The following is a 25,079-nucleotide window of genomic DNA, read 5'->3' on the forward strand; positions in this document are numbered from 1 at the left end:
GTGAACCCGGCGGCTGCCGGGCCTCACTGTGCGAAGCACCCTATTGCCGTCATGAGCGGTGCTTCCCGATAAACCCAGCGGGTTCAGCCGGCCGTGGAGCCGGCGGCCGAACCCATCCATAGCCCGTTGCCCGGCTGCCCGGGCGGGCCCGCGCCCCTCATGACACCTGCTCCCCGGTCGCCAGCGACAAGCCCTCGTGCCACCAGGCCGCCAGGCGCGCCACATTCGGCGCCTTGAGCAGGCTGAAATGGTTGCCCGGGCCGTGCCAGACCTCCAGTTCGCCCACCTGCTGGCGCCAGCCTTCGGCCATCGCCCGCTGCTCCCGCTGGTTGCCGGCGGCATCCAGGGTCGGATCGTCCGCCAGCACCAGGCGCGCCCGGCCCTGGTAGCGCCGGCGCGGTCGATAGAGGGTGCGCAGGGCGCTGGCGAAGGTGCGGACCGTGCCCAGGATCGTCTCGGGCGTGGAGCGCGGCGACAGCAGGCCGACGCGAACCATGCCGGCATGCAACTGCTCCAGCTGGCTGGTGTCGTCCTGCATGGCCAACGCCCGCGGATCAACGCCTAAGGACTTGCCCGAGGCCAGTTGCAGGCTCTCGATCAGGCGCTGCAAGGCCGCCGAGGTGGTGTAGGCCTTGCCGACCACACCGTTGCCGCCGGGAGACTCGCTGTCGATCAGGGTCAGGGACGCCACCTCACGCCCCTTGGCCTGCAACAGCGTGGCCATTTCGTACACCACCCAGCCGCCGAAGGAATGCCCGACCAGGTGCAGCGGCCCCTCGGGGTACAGTTGCTCCAGGGCGTTCAGGTAATGGGCGGCCGCGCTCTCGACCCGGCTGTGGGGCACCGCGTTGCCTTCCAGGCCCCGGGGTTGCAGGCCGAGGATCGGCCAGTCCGGGCCCAGGGCTTCGGTCAGGCCGATAAAGCCGGTGACGCTGTCGCCGGCCCCCGGCACACAGAAGATCGGCACCTGCCCGGCGCGACCGCTCTGGATCCTCAGCAACGGCTGGTAGAGCGGCGCTGGCGATGCTGCCGCGCGCTCCGCCGCCGAGGCCTGCACGGCCTGGCTGATGGCCTGGCCGAGCACCTGGATATGCGGCGCCTGCATCATGCTCTGGTGATCCCCCGGCACCGGAATCGCCCGCAGCCGATCCGCCGCCAGCACCTGGTCCCAACCCAGCAGCTGGCTGCGCCGCGACAGCTCGGTCGGCCGCTCCTCGGCGCAGAACAGGTGTACCGGCAGGTCCAGGGCGAACAGGCTGTAATGCGCCAGGGCATGGCCGTGGCCCACCTCGCGTTCGAGGAAGCCCAGCAGGTCGGCATCCGCCGCCGCGGCCATGTCCGGGTACAGCAGCTGCTGGTCGCGGCAGCGTTGCAGCAACGTGGCGAAGTCCAGCCCGTCCAGTGCCTGGTGCAGCGGGTCGAGGCTCGCCAGGGCCGCGCTACCGGCCGCGCCCTGGGCCTTCCAGTACAGGCTGCATTGCAGCAGCAGGTGCAGCTTCAGCGCGTTGTCGCCGGACCAGGGCGCCTTGCCCTGGTCGGTCAGGCGCGGCACGTAGCTGTCGATCAGGCCGAGGAACTCCACCACCTGGTCCTGGCCGATCAGTTGCTGGGCGATCTCGTAGGCCAGCACCCCACCGAACGACCAGCCCGCCAGGCGATACGGCCCTTCAGCCTGCACCTCGCGGATGATCCCCACCAGGCGCGTGGCCAGGCACTGCATGGTGTGCAACTGTGGCTGCCCAAGCGCAACGCCCGGCAAGCCGTAGATCGGGAAGTCGCCGGCGATATGCTTGCCCAGCGCCGGGAAGTACAGATCCAGGCCGCTGAACTCATGGACCAGGAACAACGGCGGCTGGCTGCCGCCGGTACGCACCGGGATCAGTGTCTGCTGCTGCGGTTGCGGGGCGCCCCCACGCTGGCTGAGCAAGGCGGCGATGGCGGCGACGCTGGCATGCTCGAACAGCTCGGCCAAGGTGATGTGCAGCTCGGCCTGTTGCAGCAGGGTGACCAGGCGGATCGCCAGCAACGAGTGCCCGCCCAGCTCGAAGAAACTGTCGTGGCGCCCGACCCGTTCCAGCTTCAGCACCTCGGCCCAGGCCTGGGCCAGGGTCTGTTCCAGCGCGCTGGCGGGCGCCTGGTATTCAGCCTGCAGCAAAGCCTCCAGTTGCGGCGCCGGCAGCGCCTTGCGATCCACCTTGCCGTTGGCGGTCAGCGGCAGTCGCTCCAGCAGCACATAGGCCGAGGGCACCATGTAGTCCGGCAACTGGTCTTGCAGATAGCCCCGCAGATAGCCCCGCAGCCGCTCGATGGCCAGCGCGGGCTCATCGGCCCGGGCGGTGCAGTAGGCCACCAGGCGCTTGTCCCCCGGCGCGTCCTCGCGAGCCAGTACCACCACCTCCTTGACGCCCGGGCAGGTGGCCAGGCGCGCTTCGATTTCCCCCAGCTCGATGCGGTAGCCGCGGATCTTCACCTGGTCGTCGTTGCGCCCGATGCACTCCAGCAGGCCCTGCTCGTTCCAGCGCCCGAGGTCGCCGGTGCGGTACATCAGGCGCTGCGGCTGTGGGCTGAAAGGATCAGGGAGAAATTTCTCGGCACTCAGTTGCGCGCGGTTCAGGTAACCCTTGGCCACCCCATGGCCGCCAATGTAGATCTCCCCCACCACGCCCACCGGCACCGGCTGTTGCCGGGCGTCGAGCACATACACCCGGGTATTGGAGATCGGCCGGCCAATGGGCACGCTTTCCGCGTCCGCCGCCAGCGCCTTGACCTCATACGTGGTGGCGTAGGTGGTGGTTTCGGTGGGGCCGTAGCAATGCACCAGGCGCAACGCCGGGGCCTGGGCCAGCAAGCGCCGGAACGCCGCCGGGTCGGCCCGCTCGCCGCCGCACAGGAGAATGCGCAGGCCCTTGAGGGCATCGGGAATCAGCTGCACATACTGGTTGAACAGCGCCGTGGTGACGAACAGCACAGTGCTGGCGCCGGCCTTGAGCGCCGCGCCGAAGCGCTCGGGATCGAGCAGGGTGTAATGGTCGATCACCTGCACCTGGCCGCCATTGAGCAAGGCGCCCCAGACGTCCATGGTGCTGGCGTCGAACGCCGGGTTGGAGGCGAACGCCACCCGGTCCCGCGGGTTGAAATCGGCATAGCCGTTGTTCAGCACCAGCCGGGTAATGCCACGATGCGGCACCAGCACGCCCTTGGGGGTGCCGGTGGAACCCGAGGTGTACATGATGTACGCCACCGCCTCGGCGGACTGCGCCAGCTGCGGGTTGTGCTGCGGCTGGTCGGCGAGATTCAGCCGGTCCAGCTCGACCCGGCGTACCGGGCGGGCCAGCAGCTCGCCGCTGCGGGTCAACAGCAACAGCGCCTGGCTGTCCTCCAGCATGAAGGCCTGGCGCTCGGCCGGCGCGTGGCTGTCCAGCGGCACATAGACGGCCGCGCACTTGCTGATGGCCAGCTGGCTGACCAGCAGGTCCAGGGAACGCTCCAGCAGGATAGCCACGCTGTCCCCCGGCTTCACCCCCAGGCCCATCAGGTAATGGGCCAGGCGGTTGGCCCGCGCATTCAGCTCGCCATAGCTCAGCGACTGCTGGCCATGCACCGCGGCGGTGGCCTCGGGGTGGGCCTGGGCCTGGGCTTCGAACAGCCGATCCACCGTCTGTTCCTCGGGAAATTCCCGCGCCGTGGCATTGAAGCCTTCCAGCACCTGATGCCGCTCCTCATCGGAAAGAATCGCCAGGGCTTCGACTGGCGTCTGCGGCGCCTGCTCCAGGGCCTGCACCAGGTTTTCCAGGACACACTGCATATAACCGCAGATACGCTGGGCACCGATGCCCGGCAGGGTCAGGGCGGTCAGGCTGAAGTCCTCGCCCAGGTCATCGACGCTCAGGGTCAGCAGGTAGTTGGTGCGCTCTTCGGCCTTGAGCAGTTGCATGCCCTTCCAGGCCGTCGTCGCCGGGCTCGCATCGAGCGCCGCCGGGGCGCTGTGACGGTAGTTGAGCAAAGTGCTGAACAAGGGCGTGGCCGGCGCCACCGCGCTGCAACGCTGCACCAGGGCCAAGGGCGCATGTTCGTGGCTGAGCAATTGAGTCAGGCGCTCATGGGTGGCCAGCGCCGCGCTGCGCACCGCCTGCCCGCCCAGCTCGACCCGCAGCGGCAGGGTATTGATGAACACCCCCAGCGCCCGCTCCGCGCCCTCGCCGCCCTGCATGCGCCCGAGCAGCACGGTGCCGAACACCACCGATGGCTGGTTGGACACCCGGCTCAGCAGTTGCCCCCAGGCCAGGTGCATCAGGCTCGCGGCGCTGATGCCCAACTGCCGGGCCTGGGCCCGCAGGCGCCGGCTCAGGCCGGCATCGAGGGCCAGGCGCGCCTCTTCAGTGTCGCCGCCCTGCTCCCGGGCCGGCAGGGCGAACGGCCGGGTCGGCTCGTCGAAGTCCGCCAGCAGCGCGCGGAAGAAGGCTTCGTGTTCCTGCTCGCCGATGCCCAGGCGGGTCTGGGCCACGTAGTTGCGGTACGGCACCGCCGCCGCCAAGTGTTCGCCCTCGCCCAGCAGCCAGGCCTGCATCTCCTGTTGCAGCACTTCCAGGGCGATGTGGTCCATCACCAGGTGATGGAACAGCAACAGCGCCACCACCCGCCCGTTGACCGGGTCATGGGCATGCACCAGGCGCAGCAGCGGCGCCTGGCCGAGGTCCAGGCGATGCCGGCGCGGGTCGAAGCGCGCCCGCAGCTGGTCCAGTACATCGCCTTCCGCGCCGTCCACGGCCACTGCTTCACAGACCAGCGGAGCCTGGCGCCAGACCACCTGCACCGGTTCCTCCAGGCCTTGCCAATGCACCGAGCTGCGCAGGATATCCTGGCGCTCGATCACCGCCTGCAAGGCCAGGACAAAGGCCGCCAGGCGCTCCGGGCTGGCAAAGGCGAACTGCGCCTGCAGCACATAGGGGTCGCCCTGGCTGGCGGCGATATGGTGGTAGAGGATGCCGGCCTGCAACGGTGCCAGGGCATAGATGTCCTGCACATTGGCCAGGCCGCCGGGAACACTGGCGACGATGCGCTCGATCGCCTCCTGGCTCAGATTGGCCAGGGGCAGCATGGCCGGGGTGATCCGCCCGCCGCCCGGGACTATGGCATTGGCCGGCACCGCGACCTCCCGCCCAGCACCCACGGCTGCCGCCAGCGCGGCCAGGGTCGGCTGGCCGAACAGCACCCGCACATCCGCCGCCAGCCCGGCCCGGCGCATCCGCGCGATCAGGTTCACCGCCAGCAGCGAATGGCCGCCCAGTTCGAAGAAATGGTCGTGGCGCCCTACTCGCTCGACATTCAACAGCTCGGCCCAGATCTGCGCCAGGAGGATTTCGGTGTCGCCCTGCGGCGCTTCGTATTCCCGTACCCGCAGTGATTCCAGGTCCGGGGCTGGCAGGGCCTTGCGATCGAGCTTGCCATTGGGGCTCAGGGGCAAGCTGTCCAGGTGCACGAACAGCGCCGGCACCATGTATTCCGGCAACTGCTCCAGCAGATGGCTGCGCAGTGCCTCGGTTTCCAGGCGATCGCTGGAAAGCTCGGTGGTGTAATAGGCCACCAGACGCTTGTCCCCCGGCACGTCTTCGCGGGCCAGGACCACCGCCTCCTTCACATCCGGGAACTGGGTCAGGCGCGCCTGGATTTCCCCCAGCTCGATGCGCAGGCCGCGGATCTTCACCTGGTCGTCATTGCGGCCCAGGTACTCGATGGTGCCGTCCGGCAGATAACGGCCGACATCGCCGGTGCGGTACATGCGGGCCTGGGGGCCGCCGTTAACAGAATCGGCGCTAAACGGGTCCTTGAGGAAACGCTCGGCCGTCAGTTCGGGACGATGCAGATAACCCCGCGCCACCTGCACACCACCGATATACAGCTCGCCGACGACGCCCAGCGGCACCGGTTGCAGCTGTTCGTCCAGCAGGTACATGCAGGTGTTGGCGATGGGTTTGCCAATGGGCGTGTTGTCCGGGGTCGGGTCCAGCGGCCCGCCACAGTTCCAGGCGGTCACGTCCACCGCGGCTTCAGTCGGGCCGTAGAGGTTGTGCAGTTCACTGCCCGGCAACTGCGCCTTGAAACGCCGTACCAGGCTGCCCGGCAAAGCCTCACCACTGCACAGCACTCGCACCAGCCCGGCACTGCGACTGGTGTCGCCATGGGCGAGGAATACGTCGAGCATCGAGGGTACGAAGTGCAAGGTGGTGATGCGTTCGGCCTGGATCACTTCGCACAGGTAGGCAGGGTCTTTATGGCCCTCAGGACGGGCCATCACCAACCGTGCGCCGGTCATCAACGGCCAGAAAAACTCCCAGACCGATACGTCGAAACTGAACGGCGTTTTTTGCAGCACCGCATCATCGGCGGACAAGCCGTATTGGTCCTGCATCCACAACAGGCGGTTGACCACAGCGCTGTGTTCATTCATCACGCCTTTCGGTTTGCCGGTGGAGCCCGAGGTGTAGATCACGTAGACCAGATGCCGCGGAGTCAGCTCGGCGATAAAGGGATTGTCGAGCGGTTGGTCCAGCCAGACCGGCTGATCCAGATCGATCACTGGCACCTCACCCAGCAGATCGCGGGTCGCCCCCTGGGCCAGCACCACCACCGGCGCACTGTCCTCCAGCATGTAGGCAATCCGCTCCAGCGGGTAAGCCGGGTCCAGCGGTACATAACCGCCGCCCGCCTTGAGGATCGCCAGCAAGCCCACCACCATCTCCAGCCCACGCTCGACACAGATCGCCACCCGCGAGTCCGGCCCCACGCCCTGCTCGCGCAGGTAATGCGCCAGCTGGTTGGCCCGCTCATTGAGGGCACGATAGGTCAGCGATTGATCTCCTGCCTTGACCGCCAGCGCCTCGGGCGTGCGCTGGACCTGGGCTTCGAACAACCCATGAATGCTCTGCTCAAGGTCGTAAGGCACCTCGGTATCGTTGAACGCCACCAGCAGCCGCTGGCGCTCCTCGTCATCCAGCAGGACCGCCTGCTCCAGCACCGCCTGATCGTTGCCGACCATGGCCTGCAACAACCGGATGAAGTAACCGAGATAACGCTGCATCGTGATTTCGTCGAACAGCGCCGTGGCGTATTCCAGCGAGCCGCCGATACGCCCCCGTACCTCGCCCAGGCTCAGGGACAGGTCGAACTTGGCCACTTCGCTGACCGGCGCCAGCCCTTGCAGGCGCAAGTCGCCCAGGACCAGTTCGGGGCCGTCGTGGTTTTCCCAGCTCAGCAGGGTCTGGAACAGCGGGCTGTGGGACAGGCTGCGCACCGGCCGCAGCAGTTCCACCACCTGTTCGAACGGCAGGTCCTGGTGGGCCTGGGCCTGCAGGGTGCAGGCCTTGACCCGGGCCAGCAGCGCCTCGGTGCTCGGCGCGCCCGAGGTGTCGATGCGCACCGCCAGGGTGTTGACGAACAAACCGATCAGCCCTTCGACCTCGACGCAGCGGCGGTTGGCCACCGGCGTGCCTATCACCACCTCGGCCTGCCCGGCCAGACGGCCGAGCAACTGGGCCCAGGCCGCCATCAGGGTCATGTACAGCGTGGTGCCGTGGCGCTGGCTCAAGGCCTTGAGCCCGGCGCTCAGCGATTCGTCCAGCCGCACCTCGAGCCGCTGGCCGGCATAGTCCTGCTGCAGCGGGCGCGGCCGGTCGGTGGGCAGCATCAGCAAGGCCGGGGCGCCGCCCAGGGCCTGCTGCCACCAGGCGCCCTGGCGTTGCAGCAGCTCGCCGCCCAGCCAGCGCCGCTGCCAGACGGCAAAGTCGCCGTACTGCACCGCCAGCGGCGGCAACGGGTCCTGTTCGCCGCGGCTGAAGGCCTGGTACAGCGCCATCAGCTCGCGGGTCAGCACGCCCATGGACCAGCCATCGGTGACGATGTGATGCAGGGTCAGCAGCAACACATGCTCGTCGTCGGCCATGAGCAGCAGCCGTCCGCGCAACAACGGCCCCTGCTGCAGATCGAAGGGCTCGCTGGCTTCACGCCGCGACAGCGTCTGCAAGGCCTGCTGCGCCTGGGGATGCTGGCGCAGGTCCTCGGTGCCCAGGCTGAAGGCCTGTTCGCTGGTGGCCAGCAGCACCCGGGGTTCGTCGTCGAACACGGCAAAGCGGCTGCGCAGGCTCTCATGGCGCTGGACGATGCGCGCCAGCGCCCGTTGCAGCGCCGCCACGTCGAGACGCCCTTGCAGGCGCAGGCCCAGGGCAATGTTGTAGGTGGCGTTGGCGCCCTCCATCTGCGCCAGGAACCACAGGCGCTGCTGGGCGAACGACAACGGCAGCGGCTCGTCCCGCGGCACCGGCAGGATCTCCGGCAGCGTGCTGCGCCCGGCCTCGGCCAGGACCCGGGCCACGGCCGCCAGTTCGGCGTTGGCGAACAGCTCGCCCAGGGCCAGGTCCACCCCCAGGCGCTGGCGGATCTGCGAGACCATGCGCATCGCCAGCAGCGAGTGGCCGCCCAGCTCGAAGAAATGATCCTGGCGCCCGACCCGCTCGAGCTTCAGCACATCGGCCCAGATCTGCGCCAGGGCCTGCTCCAGTTCGCCTTGCGGGGCCTCGTAGGCGCGGGAGAAGACCGCGGCCATGTCCGGCTTGGGCAACGCCTTGCGGTCCAGCTTGCCGTTGGCGGTTAGCGGCAGGCTGGCGAGCTTCACATAGGCCACCGGCACCATGTAGTCGGGCAACTGCGCCAGCAGGCAGGCCCGCAGTTCGCCCACTGCCAGCGGTTCGACCTGTTCCTGCTCGGTGAAATAGGCCACCAGCCGGGTCTGCCCGGGCTCGTCCTCGCGGGCCAGCAACACTGCGTCCTGGATGCCCGGCAACTGGTTGAGGCGGGTTTCGATTTCCCCCAGTTCGATGCGCACGCCACGGATCTTCACCTGGTCGTCGTTGCGCCCCAGGTATTCGAGAGTGCCGTCGGCCAGCCAGCGCGCCAGGTCGCCAGTGCGGTACATGCGCGCACCAGCCTCTGGATTGAACGGGTCTTCGAGGAAGCGCTCGGCAGTCAGTTCCGGACGGTTCAGGTAACCCCGCGCCACCCCGGCGCCCGCCACATACAGCTCCCCCGCCACGCCCAGCGGCACCGGGCGCAGTTGCGGGTCCAGCAGGTAGACCTGGGCGTTGGCCACCGGCTTGCCGATATGCAGCGGCTGGCCGGCCTCGATCCGCCCGGAGGTGGCGACCACCGTGGCTTCGGTCGGGCCGTAGTTGTTGATCACCTCGAAGCGCTGGGTGCGAGCGAACTGGCGCAGCCGGTCGCCACCGATCAGCAGCTTGCGCAGGGTCGGGTGTTCCAGGTTCTGGCTGAAGGCGTACTCGGCCACCGGGGTCGGCAGGAAGCTGACGTCCAGCGGTTGGGCCAGCCACCAGCGCAGCAGCCCGTCGATATCCTCGTTGCCGTCATGCGGCGGCGGCAGGTGCAGGGTCGCGCCAACGCACAGCGCCGGCCAGACCTCCCAGGCCATGGCATCGAATCCGAAGCCGGCCAGGCTTGAAGTATGCCGGCCCTGGCACAGGTCGAAGGCCGTGCAGTGCCAATCCACCAGGTTGCCCAGGGTGCGGTGCTCGACCATCACCCCCTTGGGCAGGCCGGTGGAGCCGGAGGTATAGATCACATAGGCCAGGTGCGCCGGGGTCAGCCCGGACACCTGGGGGTTGGTCTCGGGCTGCTCCAGCCAGTCGAAGGCATCGAGGTCGATCAGCGGCACGCTCAGGGCCGGCAGGCGCGCCAGCAGCTCGCCCTGGGTCAGCACCGCCAGCGGCGCGCTGTCCTCCAGCAGGTAACGCAGGCGCTCGGCGGGATGGGCCGGGTCCACCGGCACATAGGCGCCGCCGGCCTTGAGGATCGCCAGCAAGCCGACCAGGGTGTCCAGGCCGCGACGGGCGACTATGGCCACCCGCTCGTCCGGGCCCACGCCCAGGGCACTCAGGTGGTGGGCCAGGGCATTGGCCCGCTGGTTCAGTTCGGCGTAGGTCAGCGACTGCCCCAGGCAGACCGCCGCCAAGGCCTGGGGCGTCGCCGCGGCCTGGGCTTCGATGCGCCGGTGGAGGGTCTGCGCCGGGGGGAAACTCACCCGGTTGGCATTGAAGCCGCGCAGCAGTTGCTCGCGTTCGGCCAGGGCCAGGATCGACAGCTGGTCCAGCGCCTGCTGCGGGGTCTGCTCCAGGGCCTGGACCAGATGCTCCAGGGCTGTGTGCATGTAACCGCAGATACGCGCGCCATCGACCTCGGCGCAGGCCAGCAGGGTCAGGTTGAAACCTTCGCCGAGGTCGTCGACGCTCAGGGTCAGCGGGTAGTTGCTGCGCTCCTGGGAGCTGAGGTTGCTGATGCCCTGCCAGGCCGAGCTCGGTTCGGCGCTGCTGGGCACGGCGCTGTGCCGATAATTGAGCAAGGCACTGAACAGCGGCGTCGGCGCGAGCACACCGCTGCACCGTTGCGCCAGGGCCAGGGGCGCGTGTTCATGGCGCAGCAAGGTAGTCAGGCGCCCATGGGTGGCCTTGAGCCCGGCCAGCACCGGCTGGCGGCCCACATCCACCCGCAGCGGCAGGGTATTGATGAACATGCCCAGGGCCCGGTCGTTGTCCCCGCCGCCCTGCATGCGGCCCATCAGCACCGTGCCGAACACCACCTGCTGCTTGCCCGACAGCGCGCCCAGCACCTGGGCCCAGGCCAGATGGAACAGGCTGGCGGCGCTCACCCCCGCCTGCCGCGCCTGCAAGCGCAGGCGCTGGCTCAGGCCCGGCTCGATGCCCAGGCCGGACTCGGCGCTAGCAGCGCCATCGCCCTGCACATCCTGCAGGCCGAACGGCAGGGTCGGCTCGTCGATGTCGCCGAGCATCTCGCGGAAGAAGGCTTCATGCTCCTGCTCGCTGGTGCCCAGGCGTGCCTGGGCCACATAGTTGCGAAACGGCACCGCCGGTCCCAGGCCGTCCGCCTGGTCCAGCAGGAAGGCCTGCAATTCGTGGCGGACCACGTCCAGGGCGCTGTGGTCCATGGCCATATGGTGGAACAGCAGGCTGGCGACGAGGCGCTGCCCGGCTTCGTCCCGGGTGTATACCAGGCGCAGCAGCGGCGCCTGGGTCACGTCCAGGCGGTAATGCCGGGGGTCGAAGCGCGCCCGCAGCTGCTCGACGACCGGGCCGTCCGCCGGGTCGAGCACGACTTCCTCCAGCTCCAGGGTGGCCTGGCGCCAGACCACCTGCACCGGCTCTTCCAGCCCTTCCCAGTGCACCGCGGTGCGCAGGATGTCGTGCCGGTCGATCACCCCCTGCAAGGCCTGGACAAAGGCCGCCAGGCGCTCGCGGCCGACAAAGGCGAACTGCGCCTGCAGCACATAGAGGTCGCCCTGGGTAGCGCTGGCGTGGTGATAGAGGATGCCTTGCTGCAGCGGCGCCAGGGGGTAGATGTCCTGCACATTGGCCGCGCCGCCGGGCACGCTGGCGACGATCCGGTCGATCGCCTCCTGGCTCAGCTCGGCCAGGGGCAACAGGGCCGGGGTGATGCGTTGGGCATCGGCCGCAATCAGGTTGGCCGGTACCTCGACCCGCCCGGCCGTGCTGGCGTCGTAGCGCCCGGCGCGGATCAGCTCGATCAGCGCCGGTTTGTGCTCGCGCAACAGGGCCAGGGTCGCCGGCTCGCTCAGCGCCTGCTTGTTGCCTTGCACCAGAAGCTGATCACCCTTGAGCGCCAGTTGAATATCCTTGGCCTTCAGTGTCGCCAGTACTTCGATCATGCTCACAGGACGATCTCCATTCGTTCGGTAATTGCGGCGTAGCCCGCCAGGGTCGGCTGTTCGAACAGCGCCCTGACATCGGCTTCCATGCCTTCCTGACGCAAGCGACCAATCAGGCTGACGGCCAGCAGCGAATGCCCGCCCAGTTCGAAGAAATGGTCGTGGCGCCCTACCCGTTCCACGTTCAGCAATTCGGCCCAGATCCGTGCCAGGAGGATTTCGGTGTCGCCTATCGGTGCCTCGTATTCCCGTACCCGCAGTGATTCCAGGTCCGGGGCTGGCAAGGCCTTGCGATCGAGCTTGCCGTTGGGGCTCAGGGGCAAGGCCGGCAGGTGCACGAACAGCGCCGGCACCATGTATTCCGGCAGTTGCTCCAACAGGTGGCTGCGCAGTGCCTCGGTCTCCAGCCGTTCGCTGGAAAGCTCGGTGGTGTAATAGGCCACCAGGCGCTTGTCCCCCGGCACGTCTTCCTGGGCCAGCACCACCGCCTCTTTCACATCCGGGAACTGGGTCAGGCGCGCCTGGATTTCCCCCAGCTCGATGCGCAGGCCGCGGATCTTCACCTGGTCGTCATTGCGCCCCAGGTACTCGATGGTGCCGTCCGCCAAGTAGCGACCGAGGTCGCCGGTGCGGTACATGCGGGCCTGGGCTGTGCTGCTGAACGGGTCTTTTAGGAAACGTTCGGCGGTCAGTTCCGGGCGATGCAGATACCCCCGCGCCACCTGCACACCGCCGATATACAACTCGCCGACAACGCCCAAAGGCACCGGTTGCAGTTGCTCATCCAGCAGGTACAGGCGGGTGTTGGCGATGGGTTTGCCGATGGGCGTATTGTCCGGGACCTGCGCCACAGGACCCGCGCAGTTCCAGGCGGTCACGTCCACCGCCGCTTCGGTCGGGCCGTAAAGGTTGTGCAGTTCGCTGCCCGGCAATTGCGCCTTGAACCGTCGCACCAGACTGCCCGGCAGCGCCTCGCCGCTGCACAGCACGCGCCGCAGTCCAGTGCAGCGAGCGGTATCGCCATGGGCCAGGAACACGTCGAGCATCGAGGGTACGAAGTGCAAGGTGCTGATGCGTTCGGCCTGGATCACTTCGCACAGGTAGGCTGGGTCTTTATGACCCTCAGGACGGGCCATCACCAGCCGTGCGCCGGTCATCAATGGCCAGAAAAATTCCCAAACCGACACGTCGAAGCTGAACGGGGTTTTCTGCAGCACCGCATCGTCGGCGGACAGGCGATATTGGTCCTGCATCCACAGCAGGCGGTTGACCACCGCACGGTGCTCGTTGATCACGCCCTTGGGCTTGCCGGTGGAACCCGAGGTGTAGATCACATAGACCAGATGCCGTGGAGTCAGCTCGGCAATAAACGGATTACTGAGCGGCTGATCCAGCCACACAGGCCGGTCCAGATCGATCACCGGCACCTCACCGAGCAAGCCACGAGTCACTTCCTGGGCCAGCACCACCACCGGCGCGCTGTCTTCCAGCATGTAGGCGATCCGCTCCAGCGGGTACGACGGATCCAGCGGCACATAACCGCTGCCGGCCTTGAGGATCGCCAGCAGGCCCACCACCATTTCCAGCCCGCGTTCGACGCAGATCGCCACCCGCGAATCCGGGCCCACGCCCTGCTCGCGCAGGTAATGCGCCAGCTGGTTGGCCCGCTCGTTGAGCTCGCGATAGGTCAGCGATTGCTCGCCGGCCTTGACCGCCAGCGCCTCGGGCGTGCGCTGGACCTGGGCCTCGAACAGCCCATGAATGCTCTGCTCAAGGTCGTAAGGCACCTCGGTATCGTTGAACTCCACCAGCAGTTGCCGGCGTTCCTCGGCGGTGATCACCGGCAGGCGGTCCAGGGCGGTTTGCGGCGACTGTTCCAGGGCGTCCACCAGCCCCTGCAGCGTGGTCTGCATAAAGTCGCAAACCCGTTGCACCCCCACTCCGGCGGCAACCAGCGCGGTGAGGTGGTAGCCATCGCCCAGGTCGTCGACATTGAGGGTCAGCGGATAGTTGGTGCGCTCGTCGCTGGCCAGGGTTTCGATCCCCTGCCAGGCGTGTTGCAGCTCTTGGCGCGGGGTAAGGCTATGGCGGTAGTTGAGCATGGCGCTGAACAGCGGCGTGCCGGCCGCGACGCCACTGCAACGTTGCGCCAGGGCCAGGGACGCGTGTTCGTGCCCCAGCAACGCCGTCAACCGGGCATGGGTGGCGCGCACGCCGGCACGCACATCCTGCTCGTCGATATCGACCCGCAACGGCAGGGTATTGATAAACACCCCCAGCGCCCGGTCGGCGCCGGCGCCGCCCTGCATCCTGCCTACCAGCACGGTACCGAACACCACACTGCGCTTGCCCGAGGCGGCGGCCAGCACCTGGGCCCAGGCCAGGTGGAACAGGCTGGCGGCACTGACCCCCAAGCGCCGCGCCTGGCTTCTCAGGCCCTGGTCGAGGGACGCCGGCAGGCGCAGTTGCCGTTCCTCGATCCCGTGCCCATCGCCCTGCACATCCTGCAAGCCGAAAGCCAGGGTTGGCTCGTCGATATCGCCGAGCATCTCGCGGAAGAAGGCTTCATGTTCCTGCTCGCCGGTGCCCAGGCGTGCCTGGGCCACATAGTTGCGAAACGGCACCGCCGGTCCCAGGCCCTGCGCCTGGTCCAGCAGCAAGGCCTGGAGTTCGTGGCGCACCACGTCCAGGGCGCTGTGGTCCATGGCCAGGTGGTGGAACAGCAACACCGCCACCACGCGCTGGCGCGCCGGGTCGGCGGCGTACATCAGCTGGATCAGTGGCGCCTGGGTCAGCTCCAGGCGGTAACGCCGGGCATCGAAACGCTGCAGCAACTGGGCCAGCACCTCGCCGGCGGCCGTGTCGCAGGCCACCTCGCGCAGCACCAGCGGCGCCTCGCGCCAGACCACTTGCACCGGCTGTTTCAGCCCCTCCCAGAGCACCGCGGTACGCAAGATGTCGTGGCGCTCGATCACCTGGCGCAAGGCACCGGCGAAGGCCTGCAAACGCTCCAGGCTGTCGAAGGCCATGCACGATTGCAGCAGGTAGGGGTCGCCCTGCTCCGCCATGATGTGGTGATAAAGAATGCCCTCCTGCAACGGCGCCAGGGGGTAAATGTCCTGCACATTGGCCGCGCCGCCGGAGACCTGGGCGACGATACGGTCGATCTCGGCCTGCTGCAGTTCCACCAACGGCAACAGGTCCGGGGTGATGTGCTGGCAGCCCGCGGGAATCAGGTTGGCCGGCACCTCGACCTCCCGGCCGCTGCCGACCGCCGCGGCCAGCGCCGCCAGGGTCGGCTGGCTGAACAGGATGCGCACGTCGGCGCTCAGGCCCAGCTGGCGCATGCGCTCGATCAGGCTCACCGCCAGCAGCGAATGGCCGCCCAACTCGAAGAAATGATCGTGGCGGCCGACCCGCTCGACCTTGAGCACCTCGGCCCAGATCCCGGCCAGGGTCACCTCGACTTCGCCCTCGGGAGCCTCGTACTCGCGGCTGAGCAAGGCCGCCTGATCCGGCTCCGGCAGCGCCTTGCGGTCCAGCTTGCCGTTGGCGGTCAGCGGCAGGCTGTCCAGGCGCACATAAGCCGCGGGCAGCATGTAGTCGGGCAAACGTCCTTGCAGATGCGTGCGCAGCTCCTCGATATCCAGCGGCCGGTGCTCGCTGAACCAGGCCACCAGGCGCCCGTCGCGCACCAGCACCACGCATTCGCGCAGCGCCTCGTGACGGGCCAGGGCGGCTTCGATTTCCCCCAGTTCGATGCGCATGCCCCGCACCTTGACCTGATCGTCGTTGCGCCCCAGGTACTCGATGTTGCCGTCGGCCAGCCAGCGCGCCAGGTCGCCGGTGCGGTACATCCGTGCTGCAGGGCCGCCGTTAACAGAATCGGCGCTGAACGGGTCGTCGAGGAAACGCTCGGCGGTCAGTTGCGCCCGGTTCAGGTAGCCCCGGGCCACGCCGGCGCCGCCCACATACAGCTCGCCCGCCACGCCGACCGGCACCGGTTGCAACTGCTCGTCCAGCAGGTAGATGCGCGCATTGGCCATGGGCTTGCCGATATGCAGCGGCTGCCCGGCCTCGATCCTGCCGGAGGTGGCGACCACCGTGGCCTCGGTCGGCCCGTAGTTGTTGATCACCTGGAAGCGCTGGTTGCGGCTGAAGTGGCGCAAGCGGTCGCCGCCGATCAGCAGCGTGTGCAGGGTCGGATGTTCCAGGTCCTGGCTGAAGGCGTACTCGGCCACCGGGGTCGGCAGGAAGCTGACGTCCAGCGGTTGCTCGCGCCACCAGTGCAGCAGTTCGTCGATGTGTTCGTTGCCGACCTCGGCCGGCGGCAGGTGCAGGGTCGCGCCGCCGCACAGGGCCGGCCAGACCTCCCAGGCCATGGCGTCGAAACCGAAACCGGCGACGCTGGAGGTGTGGCTGCCCGGTTTCAGGTCGAAGGCCGCGCAATGCCAGTGCACCAGGTTTTCCAGGGTCTGGTGTTCGACCATCACGCCCTTGGGCAAGCCGGTGGAGCCGGAGGTGTAGATCACATAGGCCAGGTGCGCCGCGGTCAGCGCCGGGCCGGGATTGGTCACCGGGCGGTATTGCCAGTCGGTGGCCGCCAGATCGATCACTGGCAGGCTGTCCCCCAGCAGCGCGCGAGTCTGCTGTTGCGCCAGCACCGCCACCGGCGCGCTGTCCCGCAACAGGTAGGCGATGCGCTCCGCCGGGTAGGCCGGATCGATCGGCACATAGCCGGCCCCGGCCTTGAGAATTGCCAGCAGGCCGATCAGCATCTGCGGGCCGCGGCGCACACAGATCGCTACCCGATCATCCGGCTGCACGCCCTGGGCCAGCAGGTGCCAGGCTAGCTGGTTGGCGTGCTGGTTGAGCTGGCGGTAGGTCAGGCGCTGCTCGCCCTGCAGCAGCGCGAAGGTGTCCGGGGTGCGTGCGGCCCGGGCTTCGAACAGGCCGTGGACGGTCTGCCCGCGCGGGTAGTTCGCGGCGCTGGCGTTGAAGCTCGACAGCAGGCGTTGCCACTCCGCCTGCGGCAGGATCGGCAGGCGTTGCAGCACCAGCTCGGGGTCCTGCTCCAGGGCCTGGGCCAACTGCTCCAGGGCCTGCTGCATGTACTGGCCGATGCGCTGCGCACCGATGCTCGACAGCGTCAGCACATTCAGGCCGAAACCCTCGCCCAGGTCGTCGACGCTCAAGGTCAGCGGGTAGTTGCTGCGCTCTTCGCCGCCGAGCAGTTCGACGCCCTGCCAGATGCCCTGGCCGGATCGGGCCATCTCCTGCGGCGCGCTGTGGCGATAGTTGAGCAAGGCGCTGAACAGCGGCGCTCCGGCGGCCACGCCACTGCAACGCTGGGCCAGGGCCAGGGACGCATGTTCGTGCCCCAGCAGCGCGGTCAGCCGGGCGTGGGTGGCCTTGACCGCGGCCTGTACCCCCAGGCCGCGATCGACCCGCAGCGGCAAGGTATTGATAAACATCCCCAGGGCGCGGTCGGCGCCCTCGCCGCCTTGCATGCGGCCCATCAGCACGGTGCCGAACACCACATCCCGACGGTTCGACACCTGGCCCAGCACCTGGGCCCAGGCCAGGTGCATCAGGCTTGCCGCGCTCACCCCCAGGCGCCGGGCCAGGGCCCGCAGGCGCAGGCTCAGGGCGGTGTCCAGGGCCTGCTCGGCCTCTTCGATATCACGGCCGTCGCCCTGCACATCCTGCAAACCGAACGGCAGGGTCGGCTCGTCGATATCGCCGAGCATGTCGCGGAAGAAGGCTTCGTGCTCCTGCTCCGCCGCCCCCAGGCGCGCCTGGGCCACGTAGTTGCGATAAGGCACAGGCATGCCCAGGCGGTCGGCCTCGCCGAACATGAAAGCGCGCATCTCCTCGCCGACCACGGCCATCGCCGTATGGTCCAGGGCCAGGTGATGGAACAGCAGGATCGCCACCACCCGCTGCCGGGCCGGGTCCTGGGCATAGACCATGCGCAGCAGCGGCGCCTGGGTCAGGTCGAGGCGGTAGTGGCGGGCATCGAAGCAAGCGTGCAACTGCTCCAGCACCTCGCCGCCGGCCGCATCCAGGGGCACTTGTTGCAAGGGCAGCTCGGCCTTGCGCCACACCACCTGCACTGGTTGTTTCAGGCCCTCCCAGAGCACAGCGGTACGGAGGATGTCGTGGCGTTCGATCACCTGCTGCAAGGCGCCGGCAAAGGCCTGCAAACGTTCCAGGCTGTCGAAGGCCATGCGCGATTGCAGGAGGTAGGGGTCGCCCTGCTCGGCACTCAGGTGATGATAAAGAATGCCTTCCTGCAATGGCGCCAGGGGGTAGATGTCCTGCACATTGGCCGCGCCGCCGGGCACCTGGGCGACTATCCGCTCGATCTCGGCCTGCTCCAGCTCCACCAACGGCAACAGCTCCGGGGTGATGTGCTGGCAGCCTGCGGGGATGCGGTTGGCCGGCACCTGGATTTCCCGGCCACTGCCCACCGCCGCGGCCAGGGCCGCCAGGCTTGGCTGGCTGAACAGGGCACGTACATCGGCGCTCAGGCCGATCTGGCGCATGCGCTCGATCAGGCTCACCGCCAGCAGCGAATGCCCGCCCAGCTCGAAGAAATGATCGTGGCGGCCGACCTGCTCGACCTTGAGCAGCTCGCTCCAGATGTGCGCCAGGGCGATTTCCACCTCCCCCTGGGGCGCCTCGAAACCACGGCTGAGCAAGGCCGCCTGATCCGGTACCGGCAAGGCCTTGCGGTCCAGCTTGCCGTTGGCGGTCAGCGGCAGGCGGTCGAGCCGGACATAGGCCGACGGCACCATGTAATCGGGCAGCTGGCCTTGCAGCTGGGCGCGCAGGCTGTCGAGCTGCGGCGCTGGCGCATCGGCCGCGGCGGTGAAATAAGCCACCAGGCGCTTGTCGCCGGGCTCATCCTCGCGGGCCAGCACCACCGCGTCCTGGACGCCCGGGCAGGCCGCCAGCCGGGTCTCGATTTCGCCCAGCTCGATACGGAAGCCGCGCAGCTTCACCTGCTGGTCGTTGCGGCCCTGGTACAGCAGGGTGCCGTCGGCGCGCCAGGAGGCCAGGTCGCCGGTGCGGTACAGCAGGGCCTGGGGTTGCTCGCTGAAAGGATCTGCAATAAATGCTTGGGCGGTCAGTTCTGGCTGGTTCAGGTACCCCTTGGCCACCCCGGCGCCGCCGATATACAGCTCGCCTACCGCACCAATGGGCAGCGGGCGCTGCCGGGCATCGAGCACATAGGCCCGGCTGTTGCCGATCGGCCGACCGATGGGAATGCCGCCCTCGCCCACCTCAGTGATCTCGAAGCTGGTGGAGAAGGTGGTGGCCTCGGTCGGGCCGTAGCCGTTGAGCAGGTGCCGCGGCGCACCCTGGCGCAGGACCCGGCCGATCACCGCCGGGTCGAGCACGTCGCCGCCGACGATCAGGTAACGCAGGCGACTGAACGCCGGCATCAAGCCATCGGCGTACTGATGGAACAGCCCGGTGGTCAGCCACAACACACTGACCTGCTGTGCCTGCAACAGCTGGCCGAAGGCCTCGCGGGACAGCAGCACGTCCTGCTCGACCACCACCACGCAGCCGCCGTTGAGCAAGGGCGCCCAGACCTCCAGGGTGCTGGCGTCGAACGCCGGGTTCGAGGCGAAGGCCACTCGGTCGTCGCGGTTGAAATCGGCATAACCGTTGTTGATCACCAGCCGGGGGATCGCCCGGTGCGGCACCAGCACGCCCTTGGGCGTACCCGTGGAGCCGGAGGTGTACATGATGTACGCCACTGCCTCGGAGGACTGCGCCAGCTCCGGGTCGTGCTCCGGCAAGCCATCGAGGGTCAGGCGATCCAGATCGACCCGGACGACGCTGTGAGCAGTTGCCTGGCGACTGTCGCTGAGCAGCACCCGCGCGGCGCTGTCTTCGAGCATGAAGGCCTGGCGCTCGGCCGGCGCGTTGATGTCCAGCGGCACATAGACCGCCGCGCACTTGCTCACCGCCAACTGGCTGGCCAGCAGGTCCAGGGAACGCTCCAGCAGGATCGCCACGCTGTCCCCCGGATTCACTCCGAGGCCGATCAGGTGGTGGGCCAGCTGGTTGGCGCGGCGGTTCAAGGCGTCGTAGCTCAGGCTTTGCCCGCCCTGCACCGCCGCCGTGGCCTGCGGATGCAGCCGCGCCTGGGCCTCGAACAAGGCGTGCAGAGTCTGGGTGTGGGGATAGTCGCGCTGGGTGGCATTGAAGGTCACCAGCAGGCACTGGCGCTCTTCCGCCGGCAGGATGCTCAGCTCGCGCAAAGGCCGGGCCGGCGCCTGCTCCAGGGCCTCCACCAGGCCCTGCAAGGCAGTCTGCATATAACCGGCGACCCGCTGGCCACCGACCTCGGCCAGGGTCTGCACCACCAGCTCGAAGGCTTCGCCACGGTCATCGACATTCAGCACCAGCGGGTAGTTGCTGCGCTCTTGCGAACTGAGAATCTGGATGCCGTCCCAGGCCGCGCCGTCCACCGCGGCCACTTGTTCGGCGGCGCTGTGGCGGTAGTTGAGCAGGCTGCTGAACAGCGGCAGCGACGCCGGCACGCTGCTGCAGCGCTGGGCCAGGGACAAGGACGCGTGTTCATGCCCGAGCAACTGCGAGAGCCGGCCGTGGGTGGCGCGCAGCGCATCGCGCACGCCCACGGCGCCGAGGCTGACCCGCAGCGGCAAGGTATTGATAAACATGCCCAGGGCGCGGTCGGCGCCCTCGCCACCCTGCATCCGCCCGAGCAGCACGGTGCCGAACACCACATCGTCGCGGCCCGAGACCTGGCCCAGCACCTGGGCCCAGGCCAGGTGCACCAGGCTGGCGGCGCTGACCCCGAGCTGACGCGCTTGTTCGCGCAGGCGCCGAGCCAAAGCTGCGTCCAGGGGCAGGCGCGTCTCTTCCACGCCACTGCCGTCACGGTTGACGTCCCCCAGGCCGAAGGCCAGGGTCGGCTCGTCGATGTCGCCGAGCATCTCGCGGAAAAAGGCTTCGTGTTCCTCCTCACTGACCCCGAGCCGGGCCTGGGCCACGTAGTTGCGGTACTGCACGGCCTCGCCCAGGGGCTGGGCGTGGCCGCTGAGGCTGGCACTCATTTCCGCCACCAGCCCGGCCAGCGCGGTGTGGTCCAGGAGGATATGGTGCAGCAGCAGGATGCCCAGCCAGCGCTGGTTCTGCTCGTCCCGGGCGTAGGCAAAGCGCATCAGCGCGGCGCGGTTCAGGTCCAGCCGGTAATGCCGCGGGTCGAAGCGCTGCTGCAACTGGTGCAGCACATCGCCGCCCGCCTCGGGTTCCAGCTGTTCGACCACCAGCGGCGCCTGGCGCCAGACCACTTGCACAGGTTCGGCGAGGCCTTGCCAGTGCACGCTGCTGCGCAGGATGTCATGGCGCTCGATCACGCTGTCCAGCGCGCCGACGAAGGCCTCGACCTGGGGTCGGCCGCTGAAGGCGCATTGCACCTGCAGCACATAGGGGTCGCCTTCCTCGCTCGCCAGATGGTGATAGAGGATGCCCGCCTGCAACGGCGCCAGGCCGTAGATGTCCTGCACATTGCCAACGCCGCCGGGGATGCCGGCGACGAGCTGGTCGATGGCGGCCTGGTCGAGGTCAGCCAGGGGCAGCAGGTCCGGGGTGATGCGACTGCAGTCGGCGCCGATGCGGTTGGCCGGCACCTGGATCTCCCGGCCACCGCCTACCGCGGCGGCCAGGGCCGCCAGGGTCGGCTGGCCGAACAACACCCGCACATCGGCGCCCAGTTCCAGCTGGCGCATGCGCTCGATCAGCTTCACCGCCAGCAGCGAATGCCCGCCCAGTTCGAAGAAGTTGTCATGACGGCCGACCCGCTCGACCTTGAGCAGCTCCTGCCAGATCGCCGCGATGCGCTGTTCCACCTCGCCTTGCGGCGCCTCGAAACCACGACGGGCCAGGGCCGTGCTGTCCGGCGCCGGCAGGGCCTTGCGGTCGAGCTTGCCGTTGGTGGTCAGCGGCAAGGCGTCGAGTTGCACGAAGGCGCTCGGCACCATGTAGTCGGCCAGGGACAGCAGCAACTGATCACGCAGCGCCGCGGCATCCAGTTCGACTCCTTCAGTAGCGATCAGGTAAGCCACCAGGCGCTTATCGCCGGGCTCGTCCTCGCGGGCGATCACCACCGCCTCGCGTACGCCGGCGCAGGCCGCCAGCCGCGCCTCGATTTCCCCCAGTTCGATACGGAACCCGCGGATCTTCACCTGATCGTCATTACGCCCCAGGTACTCCAGTTCGCCCTGAGCGTTCCAGCGCGCCAGGTCGCCGGTCTTGTACAGGCGCTGCCCGCTGTCCGCGCGGAACGGATCGTCAATAAAGCGCTCGGCGGTCAACGCCTCGCGGTTCAGGTAACCCCGCGCCACCCCGGCGCCGCCGACATACAGCTCGCCCACCACCCCCACCGGCACCGGCTCGCGTCGCTCATCCAGCACATACAGTTGCAGGTCGGGAATCGCCCCGCCAATCGGGCTGGCCCCCAGGCGCTGGGCATCCGCCGCCTGCAGGGCGCGGTAGGTCACGTGCACCGTGGTTTCGGTGATGCCGTACATGTTCACCAGCTGCGTGCCGGCGTTTTCCACCCGGCCATACCAAGGCTTGAGAATGCCCGGCTCCAGGGCTTCGCCACCGAAGATCACCTGGCGCAGGGAGTGCTTGAGCGGGTTGCGTTCCTGGGCCGCGATCAACTGGCGGAAGGCGCTCGGGGTCTGGTTGAGAATGCTTACCGAGGCTTCGCACAGCAGTGCATAACAATCGTCCGGCGAGCGGCTGACCAGCTGCGGCACCACCAGCAACTGGCCGCCGTGGATCAGCGCGCCCCAGATTTCCCAGACCGAGAAGTCGAAGGCGAAGGAATGGAACAGCGCCCACACGTCCTGGCGGTTGAAGGCGAACCCGTCCTGGGTCGCCGAGAACAGCCGCGCCACGTTACGGTGCTCGATCATCACGCCCTTGGGCAGGCCGGTGGAGCCGGAGGTGTAGATCACATAGGCCAGGTTCGAGCTGCTCAGCTCCGGTACCTGGGGGTTGTCCGAGGGCTGCCGATCCAGCTCTGGGTCGTCGAGGTCGAGCAGCGGCACCGCCAGTTCGCCCAGCAACTGCCGGGTGCCGGCCTGGGCCAGCAGCGCCAGCGGTTCGCTGTCGCGCAGGGTGTAGGCGATGCGCTCCTGGGGATAGGCCGGGTCGATGGGCACATAACCGGCGCCCGCCTTGAGGATGCCCAGCAGGCCGACGATCATCTCCAGGCCGCGCTCGACACAGATCGCCACCCGATCGTCCGGGCGCACGCCCAGGGCCAGCAGGCGGTGCGCCAGCTGGTTGGCGCGGCGGTTCAGCTCGCCGTAGCTCAACTGCCGCCCCTCATGGATCAACGCCGTGGCGTCGGGTTGGGCCGCGGCCTGGGCCTCCACCTGCTGGTGGATCAAGGCACCGTCGGCGAATTGCCGCAGCGGGTTCTGGCCGAACAGCAGTTGCTGGCGTTCGGCCGCCGGCAGAATGTCCAGGTTTTGCAGCTGCGTGTCCGGATTGTGTTCCAGGGCCGCGACCAGGCTTTCCAGGGCCGTTTGCAGGTAGCCGCCCAGGCGCGCGGCGCCAATCTCGGCGGCGACCATCAAGGTCAGGCGGAAACCTTCTCCCAGGTCGTCGACGTTGACCGTCAGCGGGTAGTTGGTGCGCTCCTCGGCGCCCAGCACCTGGATGCCCTCGGCGATATCGATCACCGCCGCGGCGTCGCCGGCGGCGCTGTGCCGGTAGTTGAGCATGGCGCTGAACAACGGCGTCGGCGCGCTCACCGCGCTGCAACGCTGGGCCAGGGCCAGCGAGGCCTGTTCATGCCCGAGCAGCGCGGTCAGGCGCTGGTGGGTGGCCTGCACCGCGGCGCGCACGCTTTGCCCGTCGACATCCACCCGCAGCGGCAAGGTATTGATGAACATGCCCAGGGCGCGCTCGGCCCCTTCGCCGGCGTCCATGCGGCCCAGCAGCACGGTGCCGAACACCACCGCGCGGCGCCCCGAGGCCTTGCCCAGGACCAGGGCCAGCGCCAGGTGCATCAGGCTCGCGGCGCTCACCCCCAACTGCCGGGACTGGCCGCGCAGGCGCAGGCTCAACCCGTCGTCGAGGCCGATGCGCAGCTCCTCGATGCCGCGGCCGTCGCCCTGCACATCCCGCAGGCCAAACGGCAGGGTCGGCTCGTCGATATCGCCGAGCATCTGGCGGAAGAACGCCTCGTGCGCCTGCTCGTCCGCCCCCAGCCGCGCCTGCGCCAGGTAATCGCGAAACGGCACCGCCGGCGCCACCTGTTCGCATTGGCCGAGCAGGTGCGCCTGGATTTCCTCACGCACCAGGTCCAGCGCGGTATGGTCCATGACCGTGTGATGAAACAGCAGCATGCCGACCACCCGCTGCTGGTGCGGGTCTTCGGCGAAGACCAGGCGCAACAGCGGCGCCTGGCGCAGGTCGAGGCGATAGTAGCGGGCATCGAAGCGCGCCAGCAATTGCTCCAGCACGTCGCCGTCGGCGGTCTTCAAGCTCAGTTCTTCGCAGTCCAGCCGGGCCTGGCGCCAGACCACCTGCACCGGCTCGTCCAGGCGCTCCCAGAACATCGCGGTGCGCAGGATGTCATGGCGTTCGATCACCCATTGCAGGGCCTCGGCAAAGGCGTTCAGGCGCTCGCGGCTGGCGAAGGCGAACTGCGCGTGCAGCACATAGGGGTCGCCCTGCCGGGCCGACAGGTGGTGGTAGAGCATGCCTTCCTGCAGGGGCGCCAGCGGGTAGATGTCCTGCACGTTGGCCGCGCCGCCCGGCACGCTGGCGACTATGAGCTCGATGGCCGGCTGGTCGAGCTTGACCAGCGGCAGCATGTCCGGGGTGATGCGGTAGGCCGGGCTCAGCCAGTCGCCGTCATGGCGGGCCACCAGGTCCAGCAGCCGGGACTTGTGCTTGACCAGGCTGTCCCACAGCGCGTCGTCCAGCCCCTCATCGTCACCCAGCACGACTAGGTCGCCTTCTTCCTGTTGGAGACGGATCGGCTGGGTGGAAATAATTGCCATCAATTCGCTGAACTGCATGTAAGTGACCTGCTTTCAAATTCGCAAACGGTTGATGAGAAAATCCGGTTTCAGCTGCAACCTGATGCCCGCACGACGGCCAGCTACCTCCAGCGCCCGGCGCCCGACCCAAGCCAGGATCCAGCGCTGTGACGGCTCTGCCGGCATGTTCAAAAGTGATAGGGGCAGCGAGCCCGACGGAGCTGTGCCGCAGGCCTGGAAAGCTAAAACATCCGCTCGGGGCTGTCTGACACGGGAAGCCGGGA

Annotated in this window: 2 protein-coding genes; both read right to left on the reverse strand. The window is 68.3% G+C overall.

All coding sequences use genetic code 11. The features are described 5' to 3' along the window. Positions 1–157: 157 nt before the first annotated feature. Positions 158–11,752 carry a non-ribosomal peptide synthetase gene (locus C4K38_RS18440; protein WP_053279647.1) on the reverse strand — a complete coding sequence of 3,865 codons (11,595 nt, stop codon included), beginning with the start codon at positions 11,750–11,752 and terminating at the stop codon, positions 158–160. After that, positions 11,749–24,834, reverse strand: coding sequence for a non-ribosomal peptide synthetase (locus C4K38_RS18445; RefSeq protein WP_053279648.1), 13,086 nt, complete (start codon positions 24,832–24,834; stop codon positions 11,749–11,751). The genes C4K38_RS18440 and C4K38_RS18445 overlap by 4 nt, the downstream gene beginning before the upstream one ends. Positions 24,835–25,079: the final 245 nt, after the last annotated feature.

The organism is Pseudomonas chlororaphis subsp. piscium (assembly GCF_003850345.1).
Taxonomy (GTDB): Bacteria; Pseudomonadota; Gammaproteobacteria; order Pseudomonadales; family Pseudomonadaceae; genus Aquipseudomonas; species Aquipseudomonas piscium.

Excerpts from the sequence above, each read along its gene's own strand:
- C4K38_RS18445 (WP_053279648.1), bottom strand. The coding sequence starts at position 24,834 with ATGCAGTTCAGCGAATTGATGGCAATTATTTCCACCCAGCCGATCCGT.